The organism is Micromonospora sp. WMMD712 (genome assembly GCF_029581295.1).
Lineage (GTDB): Bacteria > Actinomycetota > Actinomycetes > Mycobacteriales > Micromonosporaceae > Micromonospora > Micromonospora carbonacea.
On sequence record NZ_CP120743.1, the window covers coordinates 724,860 to 751,177 of the forward strand.

The 26,318-nt window shown below is 74.2% G+C and carries 30 protein-coding genes and 1 riboswitch; of the genes, 8 read left to right on the plus strand and 22 right to left on the minus strand.

All coding sequences use genetic code 11. From position 1 onward, the window contains the following. Positions 1-4: 4 nt before the first annotated feature. The gene (locus O7633_RS02825; RefSeq protein WP_282325833.1) at positions 5-334 is read right to left on the minus strand and encodes a TraR/DksA C4-type zinc finger protein; all 330 of its coding nucleotides are present in this window, start codon (positions 332-334) and stop codon (positions 5-7) included. Between the two features lie 694 nt (positions 335-1,028). Between O7633_RS02825 and O7633_RS02830 the strand changes: the two genes are divergently transcribed. Next, positions 1,029-2,036, plus strand: coding sequence for a tyrosine-type recombinase/integrase (locus tag O7633_RS02830; protein ID WP_282325835.1), 1,008 nt, complete (start codon positions 1,029-1,031; stop codon positions 2,034-2,036). Positions 2,037-2,152: 116 nt separating this feature from the next. Beyond that, complete coding sequence (locus O7633_RS02835; protein ID WP_282325837.1) at positions 2,153-3,037, plus strand: tetrahydrofolate dehydrogenase/cyclohydrolase catalytic domain-containing protein; 885 nt, start codon at positions 2,153-2,155, stop codon at positions 3,035-3,037. Here O7633_RS02835 and O7633_RS02840 read toward each other — a convergent pair. Together O7633_RS02840 and O7633_RS02845 are read right to left on the minus strand one after the other, a co-directional pair. Next, positions 3,034-3,813, minus strand: a complete 780-nt coding sequence (locus O7633_RS02840; RefSeq protein ID WP_282325839.1) for an endonuclease/exonuclease/phosphatase family protein — start codon at positions 3,811-3,813, stop codon at positions 3,034-3,036. The two genes, O7633_RS02835 and O7633_RS02840, sit on opposite strands and share 4 nt — an antisense overlap. A gap of 174 nt (positions 3,814-3,987) precedes the next feature. Continuing rightward, positions 3,988-4,599, minus strand: coding sequence for a malonic semialdehyde reductase (locus O7633_RS02845; protein ID WP_282325841.1), 612 nt, complete (start codon positions 4,597-4,599; stop codon positions 3,988-3,990). 98 nt (positions 4,600-4,697) lie between these two features. On the opposite strand from O7633_RS02845, the gene O7633_RS02850 reads away from it, so the two are divergent. Together O7633_RS02850 and O7633_RS02855 are read left to right on the plus strand one after the other, a co-directional pair. Then, positions 4,698-5,048, plus strand: coding sequence for a helix-turn-helix domain-containing protein (locus O7633_RS02850; protein ID WP_282325842.1), 351 nt, complete (start codon positions 4,698-4,700; stop codon positions 5,046-5,048). Beyond that, on the plus strand, positions 5,009-5,827 hold the full coding sequence (locus O7633_RS02855; RefSeq protein WP_282325844.1) for a GNAT family N-acetyltransferase: 819 nt from the start codon (positions 5,009-5,011) through the stop codon (positions 5,825-5,827). Before O7633_RS02850 ends, O7633_RS02855 begins: the two co-directional genes overlap by 40 nt. 44 nt (positions 5,828-5,871) lie before the next feature. On the opposite strand, the gene def is transcribed toward O7633_RS02855, so the two are convergent. Then, the gene (gene def, locus O7633_RS02860) at positions 5,872-6,375 is read right to left on the minus strand and encodes a peptide deformylase (RefSeq protein ID WP_282325846.1); all 504 of its coding nucleotides are present in this window, start codon (positions 6,373-6,375) and stop codon (positions 5,872-5,874) included. A 9-nt stretch (positions 6,376-6,384) separates the two neighbouring features. Next, on the minus strand, positions 6,385-7,554 hold the full coding sequence (locus O7633_RS02865) for a chorismate-binding protein (protein ID WP_282325847.1): 1,170 nt from the start codon (positions 7,552-7,554) through the stop codon (positions 6,385-6,387). A 147-nt stretch (positions 7,555-7,701) separates the two neighbouring features. On the opposite strand from O7633_RS02865, the gene O7633_RS02870 reads away from it, so the two are divergent. Then, positions 7,702-7,902: a DUF5999 family protein gene (locus O7633_RS02870; RefSeq protein ID WP_043969126.1), complete on the plus strand. Its 201-nt coding sequence runs from the start codon at positions 7,702-7,704 to the stop codon at positions 7,900-7,902. Positions 7,903-8,039: 137 nt separating this feature from the next. Here O7633_RS02870 and gcvP read toward each other — a convergent pair whose 3' ends face one another. From gcvP to O7633_RS02955, 17 genes are all read right to left on the minus strand, one after another. Beyond that, positions 8,040-10,862 carry an aminomethyl-transferring glycine dehydrogenase gene (gcvP, locus tag O7633_RS02875; protein WP_282325850.1) on the minus strand — a complete coding sequence of 941 codons (2,823 nt, stop codon included), beginning with the start codon at positions 10,860-10,862 and terminating at the stop codon, positions 8,040-8,042. A 76-nt stretch (positions 10,863-10,938) separates the two neighbouring features. After that, a riboswitch (glycine riboswitch) is annotated at positions 10,939-11,037 on the minus strand. A gap of 58 nt (positions 11,038-11,095) precedes the next feature. After that, positions 11,096-11,980 (minus strand): NAD-dependent protein deacetylase, encoded by an 885-nt coding sequence (locus tag O7633_RS02880; RefSeq protein WP_282325852.1) that lies wholly within the window; start codon positions 11,978-11,980, stop codon positions 11,096-11,098. Positions 11,981-12,033: 53 nt separating this feature from the next. Continuing rightward, positions 12,034-12,654 carry a hypothetical protein gene (locus tag O7633_RS02885; RefSeq protein WP_282325854.1) on the minus strand — a complete coding sequence of 207 codons (621 nt, stop codon included), beginning with the start codon at positions 12,652-12,654 and terminating at the stop codon, positions 12,034-12,036. Next, positions 12,651-13,853 carry a globin domain-containing protein gene (locus tag O7633_RS02890; RefSeq protein ID WP_282325855.1) on the minus strand — a complete coding sequence of 401 codons (1,203 nt, stop codon included), beginning with the start codon at positions 13,851-13,853 and terminating at the stop codon, positions 12,651-12,653. The genes O7633_RS02885 and O7633_RS02890 overlap by 4 nt, the downstream gene beginning before the upstream one ends. Before the next feature lie 2 nt (positions 13,854-13,855). Continuing rightward, a complete protein-coding gene (locus O7633_RS02895) occupies positions 13,856-15,034 on the minus strand; it encodes a nitric oxide synthase oxygenase (RefSeq protein WP_282328454.1) in 1,179 nt (392 codons plus the stop codon). A 352-nt stretch (positions 15,035-15,386) separates the two neighbouring features. Next, entirely contained in the window at positions 15,387-15,971 is a 585-nt protein-coding gene (locus O7633_RS02900) for a MerR family transcriptional regulator (RefSeq protein WP_178065420.1), read from the minus strand. A 193-nt stretch (positions 15,972-16,164) separates the two neighbouring features. Beyond that, positions 16,165-16,632 (minus strand): bifunctional nuclease family protein, encoded by a 468-nt coding sequence (locus O7633_RS02905; protein WP_074476389.1) that lies wholly within the window; start codon positions 16,630-16,632, stop codon positions 16,165-16,167. A gap of 224 nt (positions 16,633-16,856) precedes the next feature. Then, the gene (locus O7633_RS02910) at positions 16,857-17,561 is read right to left on the minus strand and encodes a MerR family transcriptional regulator (RefSeq protein WP_282328455.1); all 705 of its coding nucleotides are present in this window, start codon (positions 17,559-17,561) and stop codon (positions 16,857-16,859) included. Positions 17,562-17,611: 50 nt separating this feature from the next. Continuing rightward, complete coding sequence (locus O7633_RS02915) at positions 17,612-18,064, minus strand: FHA domain-containing protein (protein ID WP_007071101.1); 453 nt, start codon at positions 18,062-18,064, stop codon at positions 17,612-17,614. Positions 18,065-18,274: 210 nt separating this feature from the next. Then, on the minus strand, positions 18,275-18,655 hold the full coding sequence (gene gcvH / locus O7633_RS02920) for a glycine cleavage system protein GcvH (RefSeq protein WP_282325858.1): 381 nt from the start codon (positions 18,653-18,655) through the stop codon (positions 18,275-18,277). Between the two features lie 65 nt (positions 18,656-18,720). Further along, positions 18,721-19,668 carry a DUF881 domain-containing protein gene (locus O7633_RS02925; protein ID WP_282325860.1) on the minus strand — a complete coding sequence of 316 codons (948 nt, stop codon included), beginning with the start codon at positions 19,666-19,668 and terminating at the stop codon, positions 18,721-18,723. An 11-nt stretch (positions 19,669-19,679) separates the two neighbouring features. Continuing rightward, the gene (locus tag O7633_RS02930; protein ID WP_007071104.1) at positions 19,680-20,012 is read right to left on the minus strand and encodes a small basic family protein; all 333 of its coding nucleotides are present in this window, start codon (positions 20,010-20,012) and stop codon (positions 19,680-19,682) included. Continuing rightward, positions 20,009-20,977, minus strand: a complete 969-nt coding sequence (locus O7633_RS02935) for a DUF881 domain-containing protein (RefSeq protein ID WP_282325861.1) — start codon at positions 20,975-20,977, stop codon at positions 20,009-20,011. Before O7633_RS02935 ends, O7633_RS02930 begins: the two co-directional genes overlap by 4 nt. Then, positions 20,974-21,540, minus strand: a complete 567-nt coding sequence (locus tag O7633_RS02940; protein ID WP_282328456.1) for a CDP-alcohol phosphatidyltransferase family protein — start codon at positions 21,538-21,540, stop codon at positions 20,974-20,976. The genes O7633_RS02935 and O7633_RS02940 overlap by 4 nt, the downstream gene beginning before the upstream one ends. Positions 21,541-21,895: 355 nt before the next feature. Beyond that, positions 21,896-22,363 (minus strand): MarR family transcriptional regulator, encoded by a 468-nt coding sequence (locus tag O7633_RS02945; RefSeq protein ID WP_074476383.1) that lies wholly within the window; start codon positions 22,361-22,363, stop codon positions 21,896-21,898. Between the two features lie 40 nt (positions 22,364-22,403). Continuing rightward, positions 22,404-23,591, minus strand: a complete 1,188-nt coding sequence (locus tag O7633_RS02950) for a PP2C family protein-serine/threonine phosphatase (RefSeq protein WP_074476382.1) — start codon at positions 23,589-23,591, stop codon at positions 22,404-22,406. Positions 23,592-23,713: 122 nt separating this feature from the next. Continuing rightward, positions 23,714-24,460, minus strand: coding sequence for an SAM-dependent methyltransferase (locus O7633_RS02955; protein ID WP_282325863.1), 747 nt, complete (start codon positions 24,458-24,460; stop codon positions 23,714-23,716). Positions 24,461-24,586: 126 nt separating this feature from the next. Between O7633_RS02955 and O7633_RS02960 the strand changes: the two genes are divergently transcribed. The 3 genes from O7633_RS02960 (at position 24,587) to O7633_RS02970 (ending at position 26,237) form a co-directional block, all read left to right on the plus strand. Continuing rightward, a complete protein-coding gene (locus O7633_RS02960) occupies positions 24,587-25,468 on the plus strand; it encodes a universal stress protein (RefSeq protein ID WP_282325864.1) in 882 nt (293 codons plus the stop codon). Positions 25,469-25,551: 83 nt separating this feature from the next. Beyond that, complete coding sequence (locus O7633_RS02965; RefSeq protein ID WP_178065415.1) at positions 25,552-25,761, plus strand: phosphatidylethanolamine-binding protein; 210 nt, start codon at positions 25,552-25,554, stop codon at positions 25,759-25,761. Then, positions 25,758-26,237 carry a hypothetical protein gene (locus tag O7633_RS02970; RefSeq protein ID WP_282325865.1) on the plus strand — a complete coding sequence of 160 codons (480 nt, stop codon included), beginning with the start codon at positions 25,758-25,760 and terminating at the stop codon, positions 26,235-26,237. The genes O7633_RS02965 and O7633_RS02970 overlap by 4 nt, the downstream gene beginning before the upstream one ends. Positions 26,238-26,318: the final 81 nt, after the last annotated feature.

The window sequence follows — 26,318 nt, forward strand, 5'->3', positions numbered from 1 at the left end:
CCCGTCAGCCGGCCGACTTCTCCTGGCACGGCACGCAGAACCGGGCGTACGGCACCACCTCCAACCGCGGCACCGGAATGGGCCGCTCGCACCTCTCACACACGCCGTACCCACCCTCGTCGATGCGCCGCAACGCGTCGGCGACCTGCTCCACGCCGCGCCGCGCGGCCACCACCAGCGCCGCCCGGGTGTGCGCCTCGCCCGGGTCGCCCGTGTCGGCGTTGAGCTCGGTCAGTTCCCTGAGCCGAGCCGTCTGCGTGGCGAACTCGTCCGCCAGGGACGCGCGTAGCTCCGCCAGCCACCGCTGGTCGACGGCGCGATGATCCAAACTCATGATCAATCCTTCCGATCAGAAACCCGGGAAAAAGAAAAAGGGCCGAAGCTCTACGGCTTCGCCCTGGCGGTCGTTTCGGGGAGAGGACCGCCGCCGGAGGGCCACGGCCGGTCGGGCTCGGCAGCCCGTAGGTCGCCACGGCGCTCGCCCGGCCGACGACGACCGAACCGACCGGGGCGAACGCACCGCGCGCGACACGCGCCCGCGTCACCGACGTGACGGCGGGCGGACAGGTCGACAGCGGGTACATCGGACCAGCATAGGTTGATCATCAGGGGGAAGCCAGCGGTAATCGTCACGTCTCCGTGGCGATTCGATAATGCACATTATGTCAAGTCGACTGCTTCGGGCCTCCTCCGGAAGGGGCGCCGGTCGCCGCCAGCCGGCGCGCCGGCTGGCGGCGCAGCAACGGCCGCACGGGCCACGGGGCCGCCCGGTCGCCGTGCCTACCGGCCGCGCACGCTGACGGCGACCGGCGGCAGCCCGGCTCGGAACGGCCTGCCGCCACCGCGGCGACGCGGGCGCGCCGCCCGGCTCACGCCCGCCGGCATCTGCACCCCGCCTCGTCGTGGCGCGCCGCGCCGGGGTTCCGCGCCAGCCGGCCGGCGCCCCCTCTCGCGTCGACGGTTCGGGCGCGCCCGCTCCCCTCTCCCGCGGGTCGCCGAGAATCCGAGAATCATGCATAATGTCCCTTATGCATGACAAACGGGACGAATCGGTTATCAGCCTCGTCGAGGAGTTCCTGACCGCCCTGGCCACCCGCAAGCCGTCGCCGCACACCCTCGCGGCGTACCGGCGGGACCTGCGGGCGGTGGCGACGCTGGCGGCGGAGGTCGCCACCCCGGCCCTGCCGCCCGAGGCACTGCCGGTCGCGGCCCTCTCCCCCAGGGTCATGCGGGCGGCGTTCGCCAGGTTCGCCGCGCCCCGCGCCGTGGCGTCGGTGCACCGTGCCTGGTCGACGTGGAACAGCTTCTTCTCCTTCCTCGTGGCCGAGCAGGTGGTGGCGGGCAACCCGATGCCGGCGGTGGGCCGCCCCCGCGCCCCGCTCCCCCAGCCCAAGCCGCTGCGCGGCGAGGACACCCCGGAGCAGCTGCTCGCGGCGGTGTCCCGGGAGGACGGTCGGCAGCGTGACCCGTGGCCGGAGCGGGACGTGGCGGTGCTGGCGCTGGCGCTGTGTGCGGGGTTGCGCCTGGCGGAGCTGCTGGCGCTGCGGGTGGCGTCGCTGGCGGGGCGGCCGGGTGAGCGGCGGGTGGAGGTGGCGGGCAAGGGGGGCCGGCCGCGGGTGGTGCCGATCGAGCCGGAGCTGGACGGGGTGCTGGTGGCGTATCTGGACAGTCGGGCGCGGCGGTTCGGGGCGCGGTCGGTGCGGCCGGAGTCGCCGTTGCTGGTGGATCGGCGCGGTGAGCCGTTGCGGCGGGGTGGGTTGCAGTATCTGGTGGAGTCCTGTTATCGGCGGGCGGGGGTGGTCGACCGGGTGCCGCGGGGGGCGCGGTTGCACGCGTTGCGGCACACGTTCGCGACGCGGTTGGCGGAGGACGGGGCGAGCGCGGCGGAGATCATGCGGTTGTTGGGGCATGCGTCGTTGGCGTCGTCGCAGACGTACATCGAGGTGACGGCGGGTCAGCAGCGGGCGGCGGTGCGGTCGAACCGTACGAATCGGGTGTTGGGTGGGTTGGTGTCGGCGCGGGGGGACGCGGGGTGAGGGGTGGGTGCGGCAGGATGGTGGTACGCGACTGGCGGCACCGGGGATGGGTTTGACCATCGGGGAGCTCGTTGTGGGGGTCGTCCGCCTGGGCTCCTGCGAGCGGGGTGGTTGTCGTGTCCTCTTCGGTGGATTCCGTGGGTGGGGCTCGGTTGTTGCCGGGTGGGCCGGTGGCGGATCGGGTGTTGGGTGAGGTGGCGGCGGAGGTCGTCGCGTTGCGGGCGGCGGGGGTGACGCCGTCGTTGGCGACGGTGCTGGTCGGTGACGACGAGGCGAGCGTCGGGTACATCCGGATCAAGCAGCGGCAGGCGGCGGAGTTGGGGTTCGCGTCGCCGCACGTGCGGCTGCCGGCGTCGGCGTCGCAGGCGGATCTGCATCGGGTGATCGAGGATCTCAATGCCGACCGTGGGGTGCACGGGGTGTTGGTGCAGCATCCGGTGCCGGGTGGGTTGGACTACGGGCGGGCGTTGCAGGTGTTGGATCCGGACAAGGATGTGGATGGGATGCATCCGGTGAATCTGGGTCGGTTGGCGTTGGGGTTGCCGGGGCCGGTGCCGTGTACGCCGGCGGGGATCGAGGCGTTGTTGGCGTTTCACGGGGTGTCGGTGGCGGGTCGGGAGGTGGTGGTGCTGGGTCGGGGTGCGACGTTGGGGCGGCCGTTGGCGATGTTGTTGGCGCAGAAGCGGGCGACGGCGAATGCGGCGGTGACGGTGGTGCACACGGGGGTGGCGGATTGGCCGCGGTTCGCGCGTCGGGCGGAGGTGTTGGTGGCGGCGGTGGGGGTGCCGGGGATGGTGCGGCCGGAGCATGTGCGGCCGGGCGCGGTGGTGGTGGGTGGTGGGGTGCGGTATGCGGGGCGGCGGTTGTTGCCGGATGTGGATCCGTCGTGTGCGCGGGTGGCGGGGGCGATCACGCCGCGGGTGGGTGGGGTGGGTCCGACGACGGTGGCGATGTTGTTCCGGAATGCGGTGGGGGCGGCGCGGCGGGTGGTGGGTGGTTAGCCGAGGTCGACGACGAGGGGGCGGTGGTCGGAGATGGTGGAGGCGGGGGTGGCGGTGGAGGTGACGGGTGGTAGTCGGTGGCGGTGGTGGCGGTCGGCGAGGATGTGGTCGAGTTGGATGCGGGGGTGGGTGGTGGGGTAGGTGGGGCGGCGGGCGAGGGGGGTCCAGCCGGAGATGAGTCGGGCGGCGGTGGCGGGGAGGTTGAGGTCGCCGAGGAGGATGCGGGGGGCGGGTAGGGCGCGCAGGGCGCGGACGGTCTGGCGGAGTTGGTGGGCGTTCCAGCCGGGGACGAAGGAGAGGTGGGTGGCGGCGACGGTGATGTCGCCGTGGGGGGTGTCGAGGACGGCGGCGAGGATGACGCGGGGTTCGTCCTGTAGGAGGAGGAGGCCGCCGTCGGGGCCGGGGATGTAGACGGGTGAGCGGACGGGGGCGGGTTTGAGGCGGGTGACCTGCCAGGTGCGTACGGGGTGGCGGGTGATGAGGCCGATGCCGTAGCGGGGTTCGCCGTGTCCGTCGTCGTCGTGGCGCAGGGGGCGGAAGTGTTCGCCGGGGGTGCCGACGAGGGCGGCGGCGAAGCGGTGGTGGGGTGCGTGGAGGGCGTGGGCGGCGATGGTGGTGAGGTCGTGGTTGCCGCTGCGGGTCTGGTCGCGGTCGACTTCTTGCAGGGCGAGGACGTCGGCGTCGAGGGCGGCGACGGCGGCGGTGAGTCGGTGGGGGTCGACGAGTCCGTCGGTGAGGGACCGGCCGTGGAGCAGGTTGAAGGTGGCCAGGCGCACTCTGTGCAGCCTACGTGGGTGATGGGAGGTGGTGGGGTGCTGAGGGTGTTGGTGTGTTCGATGGTGGTGTTCGTGGTGGTGGGTTGGGTGGGTGTGTGGTTGCGGCGGCGGCGGGGGTTGTGAGGGTGGTGCCGGGCCGGCGTGCGGTGGGCGCGCGCCGGCCCGGCGGGGTGGTCAGGCGTGGCGGACGACGTCGTCGTAGTCGAGGCGGGGCAGGCGGGGGTACCAGGCGTCGGGGCCTGGCTTGCCGATGTTGACGACGAGCAGGGAGCGCCAGCTGCTGTCGGTGAAGAATTCGCGGTCGATGCCGGCGGCGTCGAAGCCGCCCATGGGGCCGGCGGCGAGGCCGGCGGCGCGGACGGCGAGGAGCCAGTAGGCGATCTGGAGGGTGGCGTTGAAGCGGGCCATGGTGTCGCGGGCGGCGGGGTCGGCGGCGAGGCCGTCGCGCAGTTCGGGGCGGATGGGGAAGATGCGGGGGATGTGGTCGTGGAAGTCGGTGTCGGCGGCGAGGACGGCGACGACGGGGGCGGCGGCGGTCTTGGTGCGGTTGCCTTCGGCCATGTGGGTGAGGAGGCGGTCGCGGGCGTCGCCGGGGCGGATGTAGAGGACGCGGAGGGGTTGGGTGTTGGCGGCGGTGGGTGGGTACTTGGCGAGGTCGTAGATGGCGCGCAGGTGTTCGTCGGTGACGGGTTCGTCGGTGAAGGTGTTGGCGGTGCGGGCGTCGGTGAAGAGTTGGGCTTGGGCGTCGGGGTGGAGGGTGATCAGGGGCGTGGTCGTGTCGGTCATGGTGTCCTCCGGGTTCGTGGGTTTGTTGCTGCGCCTACGGTAGCAGCTAGCTTTTTCGAAGCTGCTGCGTCGTGGCGGGTGCCACGTATCCTGGGGTCATGACGCCGCGCTCCCCTGCCGACGAGGCTCCCCGTGTGTGTGACCGGGGCCTGACGCGGGCGTTCGCGTTTCTGGGCAAGCGGTGGAACGGGGTGTTGCTGGGGACGCTGGGGCTGGGGCCGGCGGGGTTCGCGGAGTTGGCGCGGGCGTTGCCGGGGATCAGCGAGTCGGTGTTGTCGGACCGGTTGGGTGAGTTGGTGCGGGTGGGGTTGGTCAGCCGGACGGTGCGGGAGGGCCCGCCGGTGGGGGTCAGTTACGAGCTGACGGAGCGGGGTGCGGCGGTGTTGCCGGCGTTGGACGCGGTGGCGCGGTGGGCGCACGAGAACCTGCCGGCCGAGGGGTGCCGCTGAGCGGGTTGGCGCGCGCCGAGCACGACCGGGGGTTGTTGGGTCGGCTGCTGGGTCGGGATCCGGCGTTGCACGCGTACGAGTTGGGTGATCTCGACGACTTCTTCTGGCCGTACACGTCGTGGTTTCGTCGTGGTGGGCAGGTGGCGTTGCTGTATCACGGTGCGGTGCCGCCGACGTTGCTGGCGTTCGCCGGCGCGGGTGGGCGGGCGGAGTTGGCGGGGTTGCTGGCGGATCTGACGCCGGTGTTGCCGGCGCGGCTGCACGCGCATCTGTCGCCGGGTCTGGTGGGGGCGGTGGCTGGCGGGTTCGACGTCGGTGCCGGGGTGGGGCACGTGAAGATGGCGTTGACGGATCGAGCCCGGTTGGCGGGGGTGGTGGCCGAGGGGCGGGCGTTGTCGGCGGCGGATCTGCCGGAGTTGCGGGGTCTGTACGCGGCGGCGTATCCGGGGAACTGGTTCGACGCGCGGATGCTGGACACGGGCCGGTACGTGGGGGTGCGTCGGGGTGGGGCGCTGGTCGCGGTGGCGGGGGTGCACGTGTATTCGCCGACGTGGGGGGTGGCGGCGTTGGGGAACGTGACGACGCATCCGGGGTTTCGTCGTCGGGGGTTGGGTGCGGCGGTGGTGGCGGCGTTGTGTGGGCGGTTGGTCGGTGAGGTGGAGCACGTGACGTTGAACGTGCGGGGCGACAACGTGGCGGCGTTGCGGCTGTACCGGGGGTTGGGTTTCACGGCGGTGGCCGAGTACGGGGAGTACACGTTGACGGCCCGGTCGGGCTGAGGGACGCGGCGGGGCCCGGCGTGGTGGCCGGGGGTGGCGGCGGGTCAGCGGCGGGGTGCGTCGAAGCGGCCGGCGCGGATCTCGCGGAGGGCTCTGCGTCGGGTGTCGCCGTGCAGGGTGTCGACGTAGAGGCGGCCGTGCAGGTGGTCGGTCTCGTGTTGCAGGGCGCGGGCGAGGAATCCGCTGCCGGAGATGGTGAGGGGTTCGCCGTGCTGGTCGAAGCCGTGTGCGGTGGCGTGCAGGGCGCGGGGGGTCGGGAAGTAGAGGCCGGGGATGGACAGGCAGCCCTCGTCGTCGTACTGGGTCTCGTCGGACAGTTCGAGGGTGGGGTTGATCATGTGGCCGCGGTGGCCGTCGGCGTCGTAGACGAAGACCTGGGCGGGCACGCCGATCTGGTTGGCGGCGACGCCGGCGCGGCCGGGGGCGCCGAGGAGGGTGTCCATGAGGTCGGTGACCAGGGCGCGCAGTTCGGCGTCGAAGGTGGTGACCGGGTCGCAGGCGGCGCGTAGCACCGGGTCGCCGATGATCCGGATGGGGCGCATCGTCATGTGTTGAGGTTATCGGTTGGTGAGGGCGGCGCGGACGGGGCGGGCCTTGGCAGCGGCTTCGGCGACTTCGGCGGCGGGGTCGCTGTCCCAGGTGATGCCGCCGCCGGCCCAGGTGTGCAGGTGGTGGGCGTCGGCGGCGGCGGTGCGGATGGTGAGGCCGAGGTCGAGGTGGCCGGGGGCGATCCAGCCGAGGGCGCCCATGGCGGCGCCGCGGCCGACGGGTTCGTAGGCGGCGATGACGTCGCAGGCGGCGCGTTTGGGTGCGCCGGTGACGGAGCCGCCGGGGCAGAGCGCGTGGAGCAGGTCGGCGAGGCCGAGGCCGTCGGCGGGGGCGGCGGAGACGGTGGATTCGGCCTGCCACAGGTCGCACCAGCGGCGTACGGCGAACAGTTCGTCGACGGTGACGGTGCCGGTGGCGGCGACGCGGGCGAGGTCGTTGCGTTCCAGGTCGACGATCATGATGTGTTCGGCGCGTTCCTTGGTGGAGGTGAGCAGCTCGGTGCGGCCGGCGGCGGTGGCGGGTCGGGTGCCCTTGATGGGGCGGGTGACGAGGCGGCCGGCTTCGAGGGCGATGAGGGTTTCCGGGGAGGCGCAGCCGATGGCCCAGCCGGGGCCGTGCAGGGTGCCGCCGTAGCGGGCGCCGGGCAGGCGGGCGAGTCGGGCGAGGGCGGGGTGGGGGTTGCCAGTGTAGGGGGCGGCGGCGTGGCCGACGAGGTTGGTCTGGTAGACGTCGCCGCGGGCGATGGCGGCGCGGACGGCGGTGACGGCGGCGGCGTGCTGGTGGGGGGTCCAGCTGGGGGTCCAGTCGCCGACCCACCAGGTGGTGTCGGGTGGTGGTGGCGGGGTGGGGCCGGTGGCGGTGTGGTCGTAGACGACGACGGCGAGGTCGGGCAGGGCGGGGGCGGGGGTGGGTGCGCCGGGTGCGGCGGCGGTCATGGTGGCGGCTGCGGCGGCGGAGAGGTAGAGGGCGGCGCCGCAGGGGCCGTCGGGGCGGTGGGTGGCGGGGCGGGTGAGGTCGTCGACGCCGAGGCCGTGGGCGGTGAGGAAGTCCTGGGCGAGGGCGGCGGGGTCGCCGCCGTCGGTGAGCCGCCACTCGAGGCGGTCGCGTTCGGCGAGGCGGTCGCGGCAGCGGGTGGGGGCGGCGGGGGCGTCGACCCGTCTTAGTGGGAGCGCTTCCACGCCGTCCGGCCCATTCCGCCTCGTCCGTTCAGTGGATTTCCCCGCAACATGGCGTGAACCTGCTCGATGCGGCTCGCTGTCGCTTGGTACTGTGCGTCACTGGTCATGTGAACCATGACACAGTGCCCCCACAGTCCGGAGAACCCGATGTGCCAGCACCAACCCACCTGCCCTTCCGCCGAAGCGACCGACCGGGAAGCCGCCCGGATCATCGCCTGCTTCCCTGAGCAGGGCTGGAGCCTGCTCTGCAACGGTGTCATCGTCTTCGAGGACACCGGCGAGCTCCTTCCCGACGGCAGCACCATCGCCCCCCACCGTGGCCCCGCCCGACACGCCCTCGTGGCCTGACCGTTCACCCAGCGTCAACCTGACGCACACGTCGACCTCAGGCTAGTCCCCGCTGTCGGGGCCGCCCTCCCCAGGTCGACGGACCGGCCGGGGCGGCCACGTGCACCGCCCCGGCGTCGCGCGCCGGTCCCCCGCGCTCAGTCCTCGAACGCCTCCGGCGCGGGGCACGAGCAGACCAGGTTCCGGTCGCCGTAGGCGCCGTCGACGCGCCGCACCGGCGGCCAGTACTTCCCGGCCCGGTCCACGCCCGCCGGATAACCCCCCACCGACCGCGGATAGGGGTGCGGCCACTCGTCGGCCGACACCATCGCCGCCGTGTGCGGCGCGTTGGCCAGCGGGTTGTCGCCGGCCGGCCACCGGCCCGAGGCCACCGCGTCGATCTCCGCGCGGATGGCGATCATCGCGGCGCAGAACCGGTCCAGCTCGGCGAGGTCCTCGCTCTCGGTCGGCTCCACCATCAGCGTCCCCGCCACCGGGAACGACATCGTCGGCGCGTGGAACCCGTAGTCGACGAGCCGCTTGGCGACGTCGTCGACGGTGACCCCCGTGGCCTTCGTCACCGGCCGCAGGTCCAGGATGCACTCGTGCGCCACCAGGCCCTTGTTGCCCGCGTACAGCACCGGGAAGTGCTCCCGCAGCCGCGCCGCCACGTAGTTCGCGGCGAGCACCGCCACCCCCGTGGCCCGGGACAGGCCCGCCGCGCCCATCATCCGCAGGTACGCCCACGGGATCGGCAGGATCCCCGCCGACCCGTGCCGGGCCGCCGAGATCACCGGCCGGCCGTCGCCGCCGTCGCCGCACGGGTCACCCGGCAGGAACGGGGCCAGGTGCGCCCGCACCGCCACCGGGCCCACCCCCGGCCCGCCGCCGCCGTGCGGAATGCAGAACGTCTTGTGCAGGTTGAGGTGCGACACGTCCGCGCCGAAGCGGCCCGGCTTGGCGAAGCCGACCAGGGCGTTGAGGTTCGCCCCGTCGACGTAGACCTGGCCGCCGGCGTCGTGGACCCGCGCGCACAACTGCGCGATGCCCGTCTCGTACACCCCGTGCGTCGACGGGTACGTCACCATGATCGCCGCGAGCGCGTCCCGGTGCTTGTCGATCTTCGCGTCGAGGTCGACCAGGTCGACGTTGCCGTCGTCGTCGCAGCCCACGACGACCACCCGCATCCCCGCCATCACCGCCGACGCGGCGTTGGTGCCGTGGGCCGACGACGGGATCAGGCACACGTCCCGGTGCGCCTCACCCCGGTCGGCGTGGTAGGCGCGGATCGCCAGCAGCCCCGCCAGCTCCCCCTGCGACCCGGCGTTGGGCTGCACGCTGACCGCGTCGTAGCCGGTCACCTCCGCCAGCCACGCCTCCAGCTGGGCGATCAGCTCCCGGTAGCCGGCGGTCTGCGACGGCGGCGCGAACGGGTGCACGTGGGCGAACTCCGCCCAGCTCACCGGCTCCATCTCGGTGGTCGCGTTCAGTTTCATCGTGCACGAGCCCAGCGGGATCATGCCCCGGTCCAGGGCGTAGTCGAAGTCCGCCAGCCGCCGCAGGTAGCGCAGCATCGCCGTCTCGGAGCGGTGCGCGCCGAACACCGGGTGGGTCAGGAACGCCGACGTGCGCGCCAGCCCCGCCGGCCACGCCGGGTCGACGTCGCCGTCGAACGTGGGCACCCCGAACGCCGCCCACACCGCGGCCAGGTGCGCCGGGGTGGTCGTCTCGTCGCAGGACACCCCCACCCGGTCGGCGTCGACCAGCCGCAGGTTCACCCCGCGCCGCTGCGCGTCGGCGACCACCTGAGCGGCGCGGCCCGGCACGGTCGCGAGGACCGTGTCGAAGAACGCGGCGTCGGCGACGCTCACCCCGCCCGCGCGCAGCCCGGCCGCGAGCCGCGCCGCCATCGCACGGGTACGCCGCGCGATCGCCCGCAGCCCGTCGGGGCCGTGGTAGACGGCGTACATGCCGGCCATCACCGCCAGCAGCACCTGCGCGGTGCAGATGTTGCTGGTCGCCTTCTCCCGCCGGATGTGCTGCTCACGGGTCTGCAACGCCAGCCGGTACGCCGGGTTGCCGGCGGCGTCGCGGGACACCCCGACGAGCCGGCCGGGCAGCATCCGCTCCAGGCCGGCGCGCACCGCCAGGTAGCCGGCGTGCGGGCCGCCGAAGCCCATCGGCACCCCGAAGCGCTGGGTGGTGCCGGCGGCGATGTCCGCGCCGATATCCCCCGGCGCGCGCAGCAGCGTCAACGCCAGCAGGTCCGCCGCCACCGTCACGAGCGCCCCGGCCGCGTGGGCCGCGTCGACCAGCGGCGTGTGGTCGCGTACGGCCCCCGAGGCTCCCGGGTACTGCAGGTGCAGGCCGAAGAACTCCCCCGGCAGCTCGTCGACGTCCAGGTCCACCACGCGCACCTCGATGCCCAGCGGCTGCGCCCGGCTGGCGATCACGGCGATGGTCTGCGGCAACGCGTCGGCGTCGACCACGTACACCCTGCTGCGGGACTTCGACGCCCGCCGGGCCAGGGTCATCGCCTCCGCCGCGGCCGTGGCCTCGTCGAGCATCGACGCGTTCGCCGTGGCCAGCCCCGTCAGGTCCGTGACCATCGTCTGGAAGTTCAGCAGCGCCTCCAGCCGGCCCTGGCTGATCTCCGGCTGGTACGGCGTGTACGCCGTGTACCAGGCCGGGTTCTCCAGCACGTTGCGGCGGATCACCGCCGGGGTGTGCGTGCCGTGGTAACCCAACCCGATCATGGACACGGCGACGGTGTTGCGGCCGGCGATCTCGCGCAGCTCGGCGAGGGCGTCGTGTTCGCTGGCCGGCTCCGGCAGGTCCAGGGCGCCGTGCCAGCGGATCACCTCGGGGATCGCCGCGTCCATCAGCTCGTCGATCGAGTCGTAGCCGACGACGTCGAGCATGCGGCGCTCGGCGTCGGCGTCGGGGCCGATGTGGCGGGCGGCGAACTGCTCTGTGGTCATGGGCGGCGCTCCCCGGGGTGAGGTCGACAGGTCGGCCTCCCCCTGAGTCGCACCCCGGGCAGGGCGCTCCACAGTGCCTGCCCACGTGGTCCTTCTGCCTGAGAGGTTCCGGGGAGGAAGCTGCCCCTTCGGCGCCGCCCCGAACACCTCGGGCGGTCTCTCCCACGCGGGGTACCGGCACCGACCACGCTACCAGCGCGGCTGTTACCGGCGGATGTCGTCCCCGCAGCGGATCACCCGCGCGTCACCGCCGCGTCGGCGCGCGGCGCGGCCGGCGACGCGCGGGGGGCGAGGCGGTCGGCCAGTTCCGGCAGCACCACGCCCAGCGGGGCGTCGACGCGGACGGTGGCGTAGCCGTCGCCGCGGGTGGGCCCCTGGTTGACGATCGCCACCGGAATGCCCTGTTTCGCCGCCCGGATCACGAACCGGCGTCCCGACATCACCGTCAACGACGAGCCGAGCACCAGCAACGCCCGGGCCCGTCGCACCAGGTCGAAGCACGTCGCGACCCGCGCCGGCGGCACCGTCTCCCCGAAGAACACCACGTCCGGCTTCAGCATGCCGGTGTGACACCCGGCACAGTCCACCGGCCGGAACCGGGCCACCTGGGCGTCGGGCAGGTCGACGTCGCCGTCCGGGTTGACCGCCGACACCGCCGCCGAGAACCCCGGGTTCGCGTCCCGCAGCCGCCGGTCCAGCTCCTCGCGGGTGGTGCGGTCGCCGCAGTCGAGGCACACCACCGCGTCGAGGCTCCCGTGCAGCTCCACCACCGGCGTCGACCCGGCGGCCGTGTGCAGGCCGTCGACGTTCTGGGTGATCACGGCGTCGACGAGGCCGCCGCGCTGCAACCGGGCCACCGCGGCGTGCCCGTCGTTGGGCGCGGCGCGGGCGATCGTGCGCCACCCCAGGTGGCTGCGCGCCCAGTAGCGCCGCCGCGCCACCGGGTCCTGCGTGAACGCCTGGAACGTCATCGGGGTGTGCCGGCGCGCCACGCCGCTGGGCCCCCGGTAGTCGGGGATGCCCGACTCCGTCGACAGGCCGGCGCCGCTGAGAACCACGACACCACCCTCGGCGAGCAGGCCCGCCACCGCATCGATCGTCTGCGTCACGGCGTCCATGCTGCCCCGGCGTGCCCGGTGTCGGCGACCACCGGGCGCGTGACGCTGCTCGCCTACCCGCCGAGGACCTGACGCAACTGCCGGTCGGCCTCGGCGGTGTGCTCCGCCTGCGCCCGTACCTGCTCGGCCTGCCCCGCCAGGAAGGCCTGCCACCGGCTCAGTTGCTGCTGCGCCGCGGCCGCCAGCGCCGCCTGCCGGCCCTCCAGCTCACGCACCCGCCCCAGCAGCCGCAGCTCCTCGGCGCGGGCGTCCGCCGCGTCCGGGCGGGTGCCGAGCAGCGCGCCCGCCCGCCGGTGCGCCTCGGCGACGATCTCCTCGGCCTGCCGCCGCGCGTCCGCGATGATCTCCGCGCCTTCCGCGCCGGCGTCCTCGATCGTCCGGTTCGCCTCCTCCTGCGCCCGCACCGCCAACTCGATCACCATCGGGTCCGGGCCCTGCGGGGCCGCGCTCGGCAGCGCGCCGTGACGCAGCATCTCCACCTGCCGCACCAGCGCCTCGTTCTCCCGGCGCAGCCGCTCCAGCTCACCGTGCAGCAACCCGATCCGCTCGTCGGCCGACCGGGCCACGTCGGCGACCTGGTCGACCGGCAGCCAGTCGCCGCCCCGGAACCGGCGGGCCGCCAACGTGCCCACCACCCGGGCCGTGCCGCCGTGGTCACCCGCGTCGACGCTCATCGGGCCCCCGTCGCGCTGAAGTCCCGCACCGCCGCCGCGGCGGTCCCGCCGGCCAGCGGCGGGTACTGGCAGTGGTCGTAGGCCTCGGCGAGGATCCGGTGCGGGGCCACCCCCGCCCCGAGCAGCGCCCCGATCGTCTGGCGCGTCATCTCCGGGCTGCCGCACACCAGCACCTCGGCCTCCTCCCACGGCCCCAGCCGCACCGCCGTGTCGCCGGCCGTGCCCACGGCGCCCGACCAGCCCCAACCGGTCTGCACCGTCGGCACGTACCGCAGCCAGCCCGTCGCGTCCGCCAGCTCCCGCACGGACGCGTCGTCGTAGAGGTCCTCCGGGGTCCGGCCGCCCACCACCAGCGTCGTGGGCCGCCCCGGGCCCGCCCGCAACGCCTCCACCACCGCCCGCAACGGCGCCAGCCCCGTCCCGCCCGCCACCAGCAGCAACGGCAGCTGCGGCGACCGGTCGTAGGCCGCCAGCGCGGCGCCCGTCGGCGAGCCCAGCAGCACCTGGTCCCCCACCCGCAGGCGGCGCACCAGGTGCGTCGAGAAGCGGCCCACCGCGCGCACGTGGAACTCGATGGTGCCGTCGGGGCGGGGCGCGTTGGCCGGCGACAGGTACCGCCACAGCCGCAACTGCGGCACCTGCACCGGCAGCGACTGCCCCGGGAGGTACTCGCACAGGTAGTTGGGGCGCACCGTGAACACGCACAGGTCCGCGCGGCGTCGCTGCACCGCGAGGACCTGCGCCTCCCACAGCGGCGGCGACGACCGGTCCGCGTCCGCCGCGCCGGCCAGCATCAACCCCGACACCACCTCGTACGCCGTCGCCCAGTCCGCCCGCAGCCCCGGCGTCCACTGCGGCCCGAGGAACCGTTCCAACGTGGCCAGCAACGCCTGGCCCACCCAGTGGTAGTGCCCCTGGCCCAGCGGCACCGTCCGGCCCTGCGGGTCCTCGCCCCGGAACCGGCGGTGGTCGGCGCCCAGCCGGCGGGCGAAGCCCGCCAGCTCCCGCTCGTCGTCGACGTGGCTGACGATGTGCCCCAACGCCGCCAGCAGCTTGTCCTCCTGGTAGCGCATGTTCGTCGGGAACATCGACCGCACCTCCGGCGCGATGGTGAACAGCGTCGCGTAGAAGTACTTCGCCGCCTCCGGACCCGCCACCCGCAACTGCGCCCAGCTCTGCCGCAATGCCGCGACGTCCATTCTCAGTCCTCCCGCCAGCGGGCCGCGTCGTGACGCGCCCGCAGGGTCGCCTCCGGCGCGCCGGCCGCTCCGTACGCCCGCGGCGTCGGCCACAGGTTCGGGTTCGGCACCCCCGGGTCGTAGTAGCGGTGGTGCACCGCGTGCAGGGCCGCCCAGCCGACGCTGCCGTTGAGCCACGACCAGTCGCCGTGCACCGGCCGCCCCGCCCGCTCCTCCTGCGCGCAGAACCGCAGGAACAGCTCCGACTCGGTGTGCGGATCGGACACCCGCACCCCCGCCAGACGGAACGAGTGCAACACCGCCTGGTTGATCACCAACGCGGCGTGTTCCCGCCACAGCGTGTCCTCCCGCGACGTGTCCAGCCCCAGCCCCCGGGCCACCGGCAGCAGCTGGTCGTAGCGGTCCCGGTCGCCCATGTTGCGGGTGCCGATCTCGTCGCTGAGATAGTGGCCGTTGAACGGCGCGCAGCTGTAGTCGACCCCGCCGACGCGCAACCGCATGTTGCTGATCACCGGCACCGCGTGCCACCGCAGCCGCAACCCGGCGAACCACGGGTACGCCGGGTGCGTCAGCGCGACCTCCCGCACCAGGTCCCGGGGCACCCGCACCAGCGTCGGATCCTCGTACGCCGTCTCGATCACCCACGGCAACAGGTCGAACCGGCCCGGCGCCGGCGGCGGCCGCCACCCCAGGGCCAGCGCCGCGTCCGTCATGGGCAGCTGGGCGGGATCGCCCAGCACCGACCCGTCGGCAACCCGGTGGCCGCAGTAGCGGATCAGCTGGTCGTTCCAGATCCGCGCCCGCGGCCCCACCCCCGGCCGGTCCGCGGCGAACACCGTCATCACCGACTGGATCCGGCCACCGTTGTCCGCCGCCGCCAGGTGCCGCGCCAGCTCCTGCGCGATCCCCGCCACCGTCGTCACGTCCCGGCGGTCACGCACCCGCAGGCCCGCCCACCGCACCCGGCCCACGCAGCGCACCGACTGCCGCCACGCCACCTTCGCGCCGTGCGTCAGCTCCTCCCGGGTGTGCCGGTACGTGCCGGTCACGGCGATCTCCTCCCGCACCTGCGCGATCCGCGCGGCCACCCCGGGCAGCCGCCGCTCCGCGTGGAACAGGTGCAGGAACTCCGTCGCCTCCGCCAGCACGTCGCCGGCCGGCGCGGGCGGTGGCGACGGCAGCGGGCCGGGCGCGTGCGCCACCGGGCACCCGGAGCCGCCCAGGGCAGGTCCGCCGACGTCCACCAGGGTCACGCCGGCCTGACTGTCAGTCTGCACTTCGGTTCAAATCCGATCGTCGGGCGGCGCCGTCGCCACACCCTGGGTCGTCCCGTCCACCGGCCGCGGCTCGCCACCGCACTCACCGACGGTGACGTGCCCGCAGCGAGCCGCAAAGGCCGCCCCATAGGATTCCTGGCAACCCAAAAGCTGTCAACCCGACCCGACATGTCCCGTGAGCACACACACACGACGGTCCCCACCAAACCGGACCGCCCGGGACAGTGCCCGACCAGCGCCGCCGGCCGCCGGAGGGTCAGCCCGCCCGGCGGCGCGCCCGGCGCGCCGCCAACTCGTCCTGCACGGCGTCGTCGCCCGCCGCCCCGGCCGCCGGCTCTGCCGGCTCCGCGGGCAGGTGCGACAACGAGCCCTCGATCTCCTTGAACGCGCCGCCGATGGCGATGCCGAACACGCCCTGGCCGCCCTGCAACAGGTCGACCACCTCCTCCGGCGACCGGCACTCGTAGACCGTCGTGCCGTCCGAGATCAGCGTGATCCCCGCCAGGTCGGCCACGCCGCGCGAGCGCAGCGCCTCGATCGCCTTGCGGATGTTCTGCAACGACACCCCGGCGTCCAGCAGACGCTTCACGACCTTCAACACCACCAGGTCGCGGAACGAGTACAACCGGGACGTCCCCGAACCCGACGCGTCCCGCACGCTCGGCACCACCAGCGTCGTGCGCGCCCAGTAGTCCAGCTGCCGGTAGGTGATGCCGACCGCGTGGCACGCGGTCACACCCCGGTAGCCCACCGCACCGTCACCCTCAGTCGCCGGCCCCGCCGGCACCACACCCGTCTCCTGCGCTTGCGTGCCAGGCTCGGGATCTCGCGGCTCGTGCATCCGGACCAACCTCCCCGCCAGTGCGGTGACACGTCGCATCCGGGACGTGCACCCCTCGACACGGCAACCCTATAGCGCCCTTGAGGAGTTACCGCGCAGGAACGGTTGCGACACGCCGCGCAGCCACGGCAAAGATCACCGACGCTCCGGCCGGTCACCCTCAGTGAGCACGCCGGTGGGTCGGGAAACGGGGTCAGCCCGCGAAGTCCTCCGGACGCACCTGCTCCAGGAACTCGCGGAACTTCTCCACCTCGTCCTCCTGCTCGTCCGGGATCACGATCCCCGCCTCGGAGAGGACCTGCTCGGCACAACGAATCGGCGCGCCGACCCGCAACGCCAGGGCGATCGAATCACTCGGCCGCGCCGACACCCGCACCCCGTTGTCACCGATCAGCAGGTCGGCGTAGAAGACGTTCTCCTTCAACTCGGTGATCTCCACCGCCCGCAACGGCGCCTGCAACGCCGCCAGCACGTCCCGCAGCAGATCGTGCGTCAACGGCCGGGCCGGCTTGACCCCCTGCTGCTCGTACGCGATCGCCGTCGCCTCCACCGCACCGATCCAGATCGGCAGGTAGCGATCCCCCTCGACCTCCCGCAGCAGGACGATCGGCTGGTTGCTGGGCAGCTCCACCCGAACCCCGACCACGCTCAGCTCGCGCACCGCCGCCTCCGTGTCGTTGTCACCTACGCCCGTACCGCGACCTTCCCTGCACGGTACACGGGCCGCGACACGCGCATCCCATGCGCTACCCGCACGCCCCGCGCCAGAGAAGGGGTTACCCCGGCAAGCCTACGACACGCCCCCGGAAGCCGGCCCCGCCCATCGCGCCCGCCAGACGCCGCGCGGCCCGGGCCGACGCCCGGGCCGCGCGCACACCACCACGATCACCGGCCCAACGTCGACCGCAGCCCCACCCGCACCAACGCCGCGTGCAACTGCTGGGACAACGCCACCAGTTCCCGGGCCGTCTCCGCCGCCCGCGCCCGCGCCGCCGGGTCGCTCTGCCGCACCAACGGCGCCACCAACTGCGCGAACAAACCCACCTCCCGGTCCGCCGCCGTCCGGTAACCCCGCAGGTGCCGGGGCTCCAGCCCGTACGCCGCCAGACCCGCCACCGCCCGCGCGATGATCAATGCGTCGCCGTCGTACCAACCCGGCGGATCGGACACCAACACCCCGAGCCGCTCCAACTCGCCCAACGTCGACTCGTCGATCCCGCTGCGCGCGACCAGGTCGGACCGACCCAACCGCACCTGGGCCGCATCCACCGGCTGATCCGCCGGCGCGGAACGACCCGGCACCTCACCGCCCGGGCCCACCGCCACCAGCGTCGGCCGCGCCGGCGCGGGCCCGTCGTCCGCGTCCCACTGCGCCAGCTGCTCACGGATCACCCGCAGCGGGAGGTACTGGTCACGCTGCGCGGTCAGCACGAACCGCAACCGCGCCACGTCGTCCCAGCTGTACTTCCGGTAGCCCGCAGCGGTGCGCTGCGGCTCGACGAGGCCCTCGGCCTCCAGGAACCGCAACTTCGAAATCGTGACGTCGGGAAACTCCACCCGCAACTGCCCCAGCACCTCGCCGATGCTCATCAGCGGTTGCGCGCGGGCCGCCCCGGGCGGCGTCGAGGCCGCAGGCTCGTTCACCCCCGGCCGGCCTCCTCCTCCGGGCGCGGACCGGCGATGAACACCACCCGGAACTTGCCGATCTGCACCTCGTCACCATTGCTCAACGTGGCCGCCTCGACCCGCTCCCGGTTGACGTAGGTGCCGTTCAGGCTGCCCACGTCCCGCACCGTGAACGTCCCGCCGTCCCGGTGGAACTCCGCGTGCCGACGCGACACGGTCACATCGTCGAGGAAGATGTCGCTGTCCGGGTGCCGGCCACTCGTCGTCACGTCGTGGTCCAGCAGGAACCGGGCGCCCGCGTTCGGGCCCCGACGAACCACCAGCAGCGCCATTCCCGGCGGCAACGAACCGGACATCCGGCTCGGCACCACATCGGTGTCCGGCCCCTCCAGCACTTCGTCGAGCGAACCGAGATTGAGCGTCGAAGTGACGTCGAGTGGGGGGAACTCGTCGTCTGGCCGCGTCATGGGACCACCTCACGGATCTGTTTCGCGTCGGCGTCGGGTGATTCGGGTCTGGCCGCCGGGCAGCACACCCGGCGGCTGGCTCCCCGTGCCCGGAAAGGCAATTCCGCAACGCTCAACTTATGGGTTCTCGGTCGACTGGGCGAGCCTAGCCAGCGCCGAAATGCAGGGCAACCGGACGCGCGGCACGAACACCACACGCCCAACGGGCACTCAGCTCTCGGTGAGCTCGCGGTAGGCCCCGGCGGTCAGCAGCCCGTCCACCGCCGCCGGATCACCCGGCGTGATCTCCACCAGCCAACCCGCACCGTACGGGTCGGAGTTGATCACCTCCGGAGTGTCCACCAACGCGTCGTTCCGCGCCACCACCACCCCGCTGACGGGGGCGTAGATCTCGGACACGCTCTTGGTCGACTCGATCTCACCCAACGAGTCGCCCGCGGCCACCTCCGCGCCCTCCTCGGGCAACTGGACGAAGACGATGTCACCCAGGGCGTCCTGTGCGAAGTGCGTGATGCCGACCCGGACCGCGCCCGAACCGTCACCCGCCACCCACTCGTGCTCAGCGGTATACCGCAGATCCTCGGGAATCACCAGACGCGTCCTTCATCGTCGTGCCGACCAGTGGTGCGCCGGCGGACCGGCGCGGGCCGCACCGGTCAGGAGACCGGACGGGCGTGCTCCAACTTCACGGGCGCGTGCAGCGCCGACACGTCGGCCACCTCACGATCCTCGACGATCACGTTACCGCCGTCACCGGCGACCGACGCGGCCACCCCGCCCGGAATCTTCAAGGCCGTCGCCATCGTCGTCGGATCACCGATCACCGTGATCGTGAACGGACCCGACAGCCGACGCCCGTCGACCACCAGATCCCCACCCGATCCGTCCAGGAAGTACGTCGACGCGATGATCCGCACCGCCGAGCCGTCGCCACCGGCGATCTGCATCGCCTCCGCGCCCGCGCCCCGCAGCTCCTGCACCGCGTCCAGCACCCGGTACGCCGAGATCGGCTTCGCCCCGGCCTCGAAACGCACGCTCAACCCGGGGCCCCGCGCCGGCAGCGTCCCCGCCAGGATGCCCAGCTCGTCGGCCCGCCGCGTCGCCTCCTGCAACGCCGCCTGCCGGCCCTGCTCACCGGAGCGCAACTGCCGCTGGCTCTCCTCCAACGCCTCGATGTCCTGGCGCAGCCGCTTCTCCCGCGAATCCAGGTCCGAGAAGATCCGCACCAGGTCCTCCTGCCGCGTCGCCGCCGACGTCGGATCCGTCGACGTCGTGCGCAGCTGCACCACCAGGGTGAACCCCAGCAGGCCCAGCAGCAGGGCGATCATCGCCCCCGCCGACGTGAAGCGGCGCGCCACGGCGGCCGGCGCGGCGGGCGTCGCAGCGGCCGGAGGGGTCACCGACGACAGGTCCACCGTCGCCGTGTCGCCGGACTCCGGGTCCCCCGGCGGCGGCGACTCCCGGCCCGGGGGCTCGCCCTGCGGGCTCAGCGGCGACGTCTCGTCGGAGTCCGGCGCGCCCGGCCGTGGATCCGGCCCCGTGCGCCGGCCCGGCACCGCAGGCTGCGGCCACCCCGTGCCCGTCTCGGTCTGCTCCTCGCTCATCGCCGTCGAGCCTACGCCCGGAACAGGTGGCGACGGATCGCCGCCACGTTGCCGAAGATGCGCACCCCGAGCACCACCACCACGCCGGTGGACAACTGCCCACCCACGCCCAGCTGGTCACCCAGGTAGACGATCAGACCCGCCACGAGCACGTTCGAGATGAACGACACCACGAACTGCTTGTCGTCGAAGATCCGGTCCAACTTCGCCCGCACCCCGCCGAACACCGCGTCCAGGGCCGCCACCACCGCGATCGGCAGATACGGCTGCAACGCCGCGGGAACCGTGGGATCGAGGTACACCCCGAGCACCACCCCGGCGAGCAACGCCAGCACCGCGATCATCGGCCACCTCCGGAAGGACTGGGAGACGAAGCAGAGCCGGACGGCTCAGGACCGGACGAACCCTCGACGCCGCCGGAACCCGACGCGGACGGGCTCGGACTGACCGAAGGCTCGGCGTAGCGTAGCCGTGGCTCCGGCGCCGCCGGCAGGGTGAGGTCCTCCACCTCCCGGACCTGGAACGACAGCCCCACCGAGTTCACCAGCTCCCGCATCAGGAACGCCGCCCGGCTGTCGTCGAACCGGTCGCGCAGCGAGCCCGGCCCGATCGCCGACACCTCGTACGGCCCGGTCACCGGCCGGAAGTCCACCAGGATCGCCGCGCCCGCCGACCGGATCGTCGACGTCGCCGTCAACCGCTGGCCGTTGATCGCCACCGCCTCGGCGCCGGCCGCCCACAGGTCGTTGGCCACCTTCTGCAGGTCCGTGTACAGCACCCGCGGCGGCCCGCCCTCGGAGCCGGTCACCGACCCGTCGCCCTTCGGCGGCGCGTCCGCCAGCCGGACCACCACGCCGTCCCCGCGCACCCGCCCCAGGCCGGTGCCCGCCTCCAGCCGCCGCAACCGCGACGCCTGCGAGCCGCTGAGCGCGGCGTCCCGCTGCCGGCCGACCTCCTCCCGCAGCCGGTCGGCCCGGGCCGCCATCTCGTCGGTCTCCGCCTCGCGTTCCTTGATCTGCGCCACCAGGTCCGCCCGCGCCTTGCTGCGCCCCGGCTCCTCCGCCATCGTCTGCCGGTACGCCACCGCGAACAGGAACCCCAGCGCCACGAGCACCACCACGCTGACCGACCGCGCCGACCGGCCGCGCCACCCCGACGGCGGCGTGTCCCGACGACGGGCCGCCGCGTCGGCGTAGCCCGGGTCGAGCGGATTGCGGAACAGCTCGGTGAGGAAGTCCGGCGCGTACACCCGGGACGCCGGGCTGTCGCCTTGCGGGGCGTCGGGCCGGCTCCGCAGCGGGCCGGTCACGCCGCCGCCCCCGCCGCCGGGGAGCGCACCGCCCGCACCAGCCGCGCCGCCTGCACCACGTAGAGCGCGCCGGCCGCCCAGTACAGCACCAGCCCCCACCAGGCCAGCCCCCAGCCGACCGCGCCGGCCACCGTCGCCGTGGCCGCCGACGTGGCGTGCGCCAGCAGCAGGATCGGGAAGGCGGCCAGCAGCAGGAACGTGGCGGTCTTGCCGACGTAGTGCACCGGCGGCGGCCCGTACCCGTGCCGGCGCAGCACCCCCAGCGAGGCCAGCAGCAGCAGCTCCCGGGCCAGCAGCGCCAGGGTGAACTGCCACGGCACCACCTCGCGGGCGGTGAACGCCAGCAGGGTCGCCAGGATGTAGAGCCGGTCGGCCAACGGGTCGAGCAGCTCGCCCAGCCGGCTGACCTGCCGCAGGCGGCGGGCGATCCAGCCGTCGACCCAGTCCGTCGTGCCCCCCAGCGCCAGGACCACCAGCGCGGCCACGTCGGCGCGGGCGACCAGCAGCAGGTAGAGGAAGAGCGGCACGCCGAGCAGCCGGACGAGGCTGATCAGGTTGGGCAGGGTGAGGACGCGGTCCCCGGTCGGCGCGGCACCCGGGCCGCGGGTCTCATCCGGGGGCGGGGCCCCCGCCGGCCGACGCGACACCGAACCTCCCCTCGCAGCACGGTCCGGCGCCCGAACGGGCGCTGCGGAGGGACGTGCGCGTTGCCGGGCCGGCCCCCGCCGGCGCCTTCGGATCCCGGGCTGGGACCTCCCCTGGTGCGGCCCCCGATCGCGGGATCAGGGGCCGGTGAGTTGCGCTGCCACTATATCGGGCCTGGCTCCGGCCCCCGCCGGCCCGCGTTCGCCTCGCCGGGGTGGTCACGTCACTGTGGCTCAGCTCACGTCGCGGCGATCGTCGCGGGTGGCGGCGCGCTCAGGCCGTCCGGGTGCCCGGCTCCGGCTGGACCGCCGCCGGCGTCGGGGCCGCCGCCTGACCGAATGCCAGCAGCGACAACAGCAGCTCGTGCTGGGTACGCGACGGCATCCGCTCCAGCACCGCGCGGACCGCCCGGTGCCGGCGCTCGGTGAGCTCCCGCAGCAGCGCCTCGGCCGCCGCCGTGGGCACCAGCCGCACCTCCCGCCGGTCCCGTGGGTCGGCCACTCGGCGCAGCAGCCCGATCGCCTCCAGCCGGTCGCACAGCCGGCTCGCCGACGACGGCACCACGTCGAGCAGCTCGGCGAGGCGGTTCACGTTGGTGCGGGGACGGGCGCTGAGCAGCGACAGCACCCGCAGCTGCGTGGGGGACACCGTCATCTGGTGCCGGGAGCCCGTGGGGTCGAGCACGCGCACGAGCGCCTCGGCTGCGGCGTCGATCGCCGCGGCGAGATCCGGTTGCTCCACCCGACGTCCCCTGCGATGTCCGTGTCCCGCTACCGCCCCGTCACCGCGCCCCGCCGCCCGGACCACCGGCCCGGCCGCGCCAGTCGAGGCAGACGACCACCGCGTCGTCACGCAGATCGGCGTCGGCGTGATAGGACTGCAGCCCGCGCATCACCGTACCAACTGCCTCCGTCGCCGGCTGCAAGCGCGTCGCGCGCATCGAGCGCGCCATGGCCCGCTCGCCGTACGGTTCACCGCCGCCCGGCGCCGCCGCGTACACGCCGTCGCTGACCACGAAGAGTCTGTCGCCCGGTTCGACGGTGAACTCCTGCACCTCGTAGCGGGTCTCGGCGAACATGCCCAGCGGCAGCTGCTGCTCCAGCGGCACCCGCTGCACCGAACCGCCCCGCAGCCGCAGCACGTGGGGCGAGCCCGCGTCCACGGCCCGGACCCGGCCGTCGGTGGCGTCCAGCTCCAGCAGCAGCGTCGCCACGTGCCGCTCGCCGCGGTGCTGGAAGAAGACCGTGTCCGAGGCCAGTTCGGCCTGCTCGACCAGGCCGCCGCCGGAGCGGCGGGCGTTGCGCATCGCGTTGACCGCCACCGCCGTCAGCAGCGACGCCGACAGGCCGGTGCCCGCGCCGTTGAGCACGGTCAGCGCGAGCCGGTCCCCGTCGACGGACCAGTCGAAATGGTCGCCGCCCACCGTGTACGCCGGCTCCAGCTGCCCGGCCAGCAGGAACGCGCCGTGGGTGACGCTGCGCCCCGGCAGCAGGTCCCACTGCATCTCGGCGGCCATGCTCAGCCGCTCGCGGCGGCGGGCCCGCCGGTACCGGTCGGTCCCCCGGTCGGCCGCGCGCAGCGCCAGCGCCAGCTCGCCGGCGATGTCCCGGGCCGCCTCCACGGTCGACGCGGCCGGGGCGGCCGGCAGTTCGACCAGGAGCACGCCGAGGCGCTCGCCCCACACCGTCAACGGCAGGTAGACCCGGCAGCGGCCGTCGTCCCCGCTGTCGAGGACCGGCTGCTGGCTGCTGAAGCAGCGCTGCGCCACGCCGTGACAGGCGAGGAACCCGGCGTCGGGCAGGTCCGGGTCCAGCACCGGCCACAGGCCGCTGATGCGGTAGTCGGCGACGAACACGTCGGTCCGGGACGCGCCGAGAGCAGCGCGGATGGCCCGGTCGGCGGCCTCCGCCAACCGGTCGGGCGGCGCCTCGCGCAGCGCGCGGGACACCGTTCCGGACGCCTCCGGCATGATCACCCTCCGACAACTCTTGCTGTAGGGCAAGCATCATACGGAGGGGCTCCGGCCCGCCGACGGGCCCGGTCACCCCGAACCCCGTCGGGCGCGTCACCGGGCGCTGCGGGAGCCGCGTCTCAGGCCGCCTGCCGGACGGCGAGCCCGCCGTGGAAGGCGTCCGGCAGGTCCGCCGGCGGGCCGTCGGGACGCCACCGGGTCACCGGCACGATGCCCTCCGGCGTCGGCGTCCACCGGCCGAGCAGCGGACCGAACGCCCCGGGCGGCCGCATCCGGAACGTCGGGCCCATCATCGCCAGGGCCTGCGGATACGCCGCCAACTCCTCGCTGTCGAAGTCCACGGCGAGGAAACTGCCGGGGGCGGTGGCCGCGTACAGGTCGTCGAGGGTGCGCCGCAGCGTCGCGTCGTCGAGGAACGCCGCCAGGCCGAGGAAGACCACGCCGACGGGGCGGTGGCCCCACCCCGGCACGAACCGGCGCAGCAGCGCGGGGTCGACCGTGGCGAGATCGGTGGCGTCGCCGAAGCCGTAGCCGGCCCGGTCGCTGCCGGCCAGGATCCGCTGCCCGAGGCCGACGGTGACCGGGTCCACGTCGGTGTAGAGCACCGTCGCCTCCGGCGCCGCCTCGTGCACGTTGCCGCGGGTGGGCACGCCCGCGCCGAAGACCAGGAAGGCGTCGACCCCAGCGGCGGCGATCGTCCGCACGGCCCGGCCGAGGAACGCCCGCAGGTCGCGAAACAGCGGGGCGCACGGCCCGTACGCCCCCTCGAAGGCCCGGGCCGCCGCCACGTCGACCGGGAAGTGGTGCTCCCCACCGAGCCAGAAGTCGATCATGCGGGCGGTGCTGGGCTGCGCGGCGTCGTCCATCGGCGTCCTTCTCCTGTCCGAGATGTCCGGTCACCGTATCGGCTCGGGGGCCTGCGCGGTATCGCCCCGGCGACGCCCGGCGGGCCGCGATACTGACCGCGGACGCACGGCGGAGGAGGTACGGCGGTGAACGCGGCCAGCGGCGCGGCGGTGGTGGTCGGCGTGGACGGCTCGCCGTCGTCCCTGCGGGCCGTGCGGCTCGCCGCCGCGGAGGCGGCCCGCCGGGACCGGCCGCTGCGGGTGGTGCACGGCTTCATCTGGCCGCTGCTGCGGGTGCCGCTCGGCCCGGCGGCCGGCGCCCCGCCCGGGGCCGGGCTGCGCGAGCAGGCGGGGCAACTCGTGGCCGACGCCGTCGCCGAGGCGGAGCAGGCCGCGCCGGGCCTGCGGGTCACCGGGGAGATCATCGACGGGGAGGCGGCCGCCGTGCTGGTCGGCGAGTCCCCCACCGCCGTGCTGGTCGTCGTCGGCGACCGGGGGCTGGGCGGGTTCGGGGCGCTGGTGCTCGGCTCCGTGGCGGTGCAGGTCGCCGCGTACGCCGACTGTCCCGTGCTGGTGGCCCGCGGCGCGGCGCGCCCGGACGGGCCGGTCGTGGTCGGGGTGGACGGCTCGGCGCTGTCGCGGGCGGCCGTGGAGTTCGCCGCCGAGGCCGCGGCGGCGCGTGGCGTCGCGCTGCGCGCGGTGCACGCCTACCGGCACCCCGCCTCCGCCGGGCCCGGCGACATGCAACCCCTCGTCTACGACGAGGACCGGCTGCGCGGCGAGGAGCAGCGGGTGCTGGCCGACTCCCTCGCCGGGGTCGGCGACCGCTGGCCGCAGGTGCCCGTCGAGGCGGTGGTGGCCCACAGGCGGCCCGTCGCCGCGCTCACCGACGCCTCCCGCGACGCCCAACTGCTGGTGGTCGGCGGGCGCGGCCACGGCGAGCTCACCGGTTTGCTCCTCGGCTCGGTCAGCCACGCCGTGCTGCACCGCGCCGACTGCCCCGTCGCCGTGGTGCGCGCCCCGGCCTGAGCGGCGGCCGCCGGGGGCGGTTGGCTGCGGCGCAGACGGGTAGACGACCTGCGCCAACGGCCCCACCACCGCAGGAGGCGGCGATGCCAGGACCACGACCGGGCAGCAACGCGTACGACAAGCAGCGGGCGCGGCTGCGCGACCTGATCGAGAACTCCGGACGGGCGGCCGACGCCGAGGCGAACCGGGCGGCCAACCGGATCCTGCAGGACGACCGGGGACAACGCGGCGTCGTGCGGGGCGAACGGACGTACGGTCCGAAGGGCGAACGCGAACCGGGCGACCCGAAGTGAACCGGACGCCACTGGTCGACGGGGCCGTCGCCGGCGCGGTCGGCAGCGTCGCGCTCAACGTCGTCAGCTACGTCGACATGGTGCTGCGCGCCCGACCGGCGAGCAGCACCCCCGAGGAGACCGCCCGGCACGTGGCCGGGCTGGCGCACGTCGACCTCGGGCCCGAGGACCGGGCGGCCAACCGCCGCGCGGGCCTCGGGCCCCTGCTCGGGTACGGGCTGGGCATCGCCGCCGGCGTCGTGTTCGCCGTGCTGGCCGCGCGTCGGCGCACCCCGTCCCTGCCGGTGGCGGTGCTGCTGCTGGGCGGGGGCGTCATGGCCGCCTCCGACGCGTCGATGACGGCGCTGGGCGTGACCGACCCGCGCCGGTGGAGCCGCACGGACTGGCTGTCGGACGCGGTGCCGCACCTGGCGTACGGGATGGCGGCGGCAACCACCTGGCACCGCCTGCGGCGGCCCTCGTCGCGGCGGGGCTGACGCGCAAGGAAGGGCCCCTTGTTAACGGATTCTGTTGTACAGGGGTCCCCTCCTAACCGCGGACCGCGGACCGCGGACCGT

Coding starts and splice junctions, on each gene's coding strand:
- O7633_RS02910 (WP_282328455.1), bottom strand. CDS start 17,561: ATGAGCATCGGCGAGGTGCTGGGGCAGTTGCGGGTGGAGTTTCCCGAC.
- O7633_RS02915 (WP_007071101.1), bottom strand. CDS start 18,064: ATGACGCGGCCAGACGACGAGTTCCCCCCACTCGACGTCACTTCGACG.
- O7633_RS02850 (WP_282325842.1), top strand. CDS start 4,698: ATGACGCCGCGCTCCCCTGCCGACGAGGCTCCCCGTGTGTGTGACCGG.
- O7633_RS02925 (WP_282325860.1), bottom strand. CDS start 19,668: ATGAGCGAGGAGCAGACCGAGACGGGCACGGGGTGGCCGCAGCCTGCG.
- O7633_RS02955 (WP_282325863.1), bottom strand. CDS start 24,460: ATGGACGACGCCGCGCAGCCCAGCACCGCCCGCATGATCGACTTCTGG.
- O7633_RS02845 (WP_282325841.1), bottom strand. CDS start 4,599: ATGACCGACACGACCACGCCCCTGATCACCCTCCACCCCGACGCCCAA.
- O7633_RS02950 (WP_074476382.1), bottom strand. CDS start 23,591: ATGCCGGAGGCGTCCGGAACGGTGTCCCGCGCGCTGCGCGAGGCGCCG.
- O7633_RS02885 (WP_282325854.1), bottom strand. CDS start 12,654: ATGAGCGTCGACGCGGGTGACCACGGCGGCACGGCCCGGGTGGTGGGC.
- O7633_RS02890 (WP_282325855.1), bottom strand. CDS start 13,853: ATGGACGTCGCGGCATTGCGGCAGAGCTGGGCGCAGTTGCGGGTGGCG.
- O7633_RS02930 (WP_007071104.1), bottom strand. CDS start 20,012: ATGATCGCGGTGCTGGCGTTGCTCGCCGGGGTGGTGCTCGGGGTGTAC.
- O7633_RS02870 (WP_043969126.1), top strand. CDS start 7,702: ATGTGCCAGCACCAACCCACCTGCCCTTCCGCCGAAGCGACCGACCGG.
- O7633_RS02880 (WP_282325852.1), bottom strand. CDS start 11,980: ATGGACGCCGTGACGCAGACGATCGATGCGGTGGCGGGCCTGCTCGCC.
- gcvP (WP_282325850.1), bottom strand. CDS start 10,862: ATGACCACAGAGCAGTTCGCCGCCCGCCACATCGGCCCCGACGCCGAC.
- O7633_RS02965 (WP_178065415.1), top strand. CDS start 25,552: ATGCCAGGACCACGACCGGGCAGCAACGCGTACGACAAGCAGCGGGCG.
- def (WP_282325846.1), bottom strand. CDS start 6,375: ATGACGATGCGCCCCATCCGGATCATCGGCGACCCGGTGCTACGCGCC.
- O7633_RS02900 (WP_178065420.1), bottom strand. CDS start 15,971: ATGCACGAGCCGCGAGATCCCGAGCCTGGCACGCAAGCGCAGGAGACG.
- O7633_RS02825 (WP_282325833.1), bottom strand. CDS start 334: ATGAGTTTGGATCATCGCGCCGTCGACCAGCGGTGGCTGGCGGAGCTA.
- O7633_RS02830 (WP_282325835.1), top strand. CDS start 1,029: ATGCATGACAAACGGGACGAATCGGTTATCAGCCTCGTCGAGGAGTTC.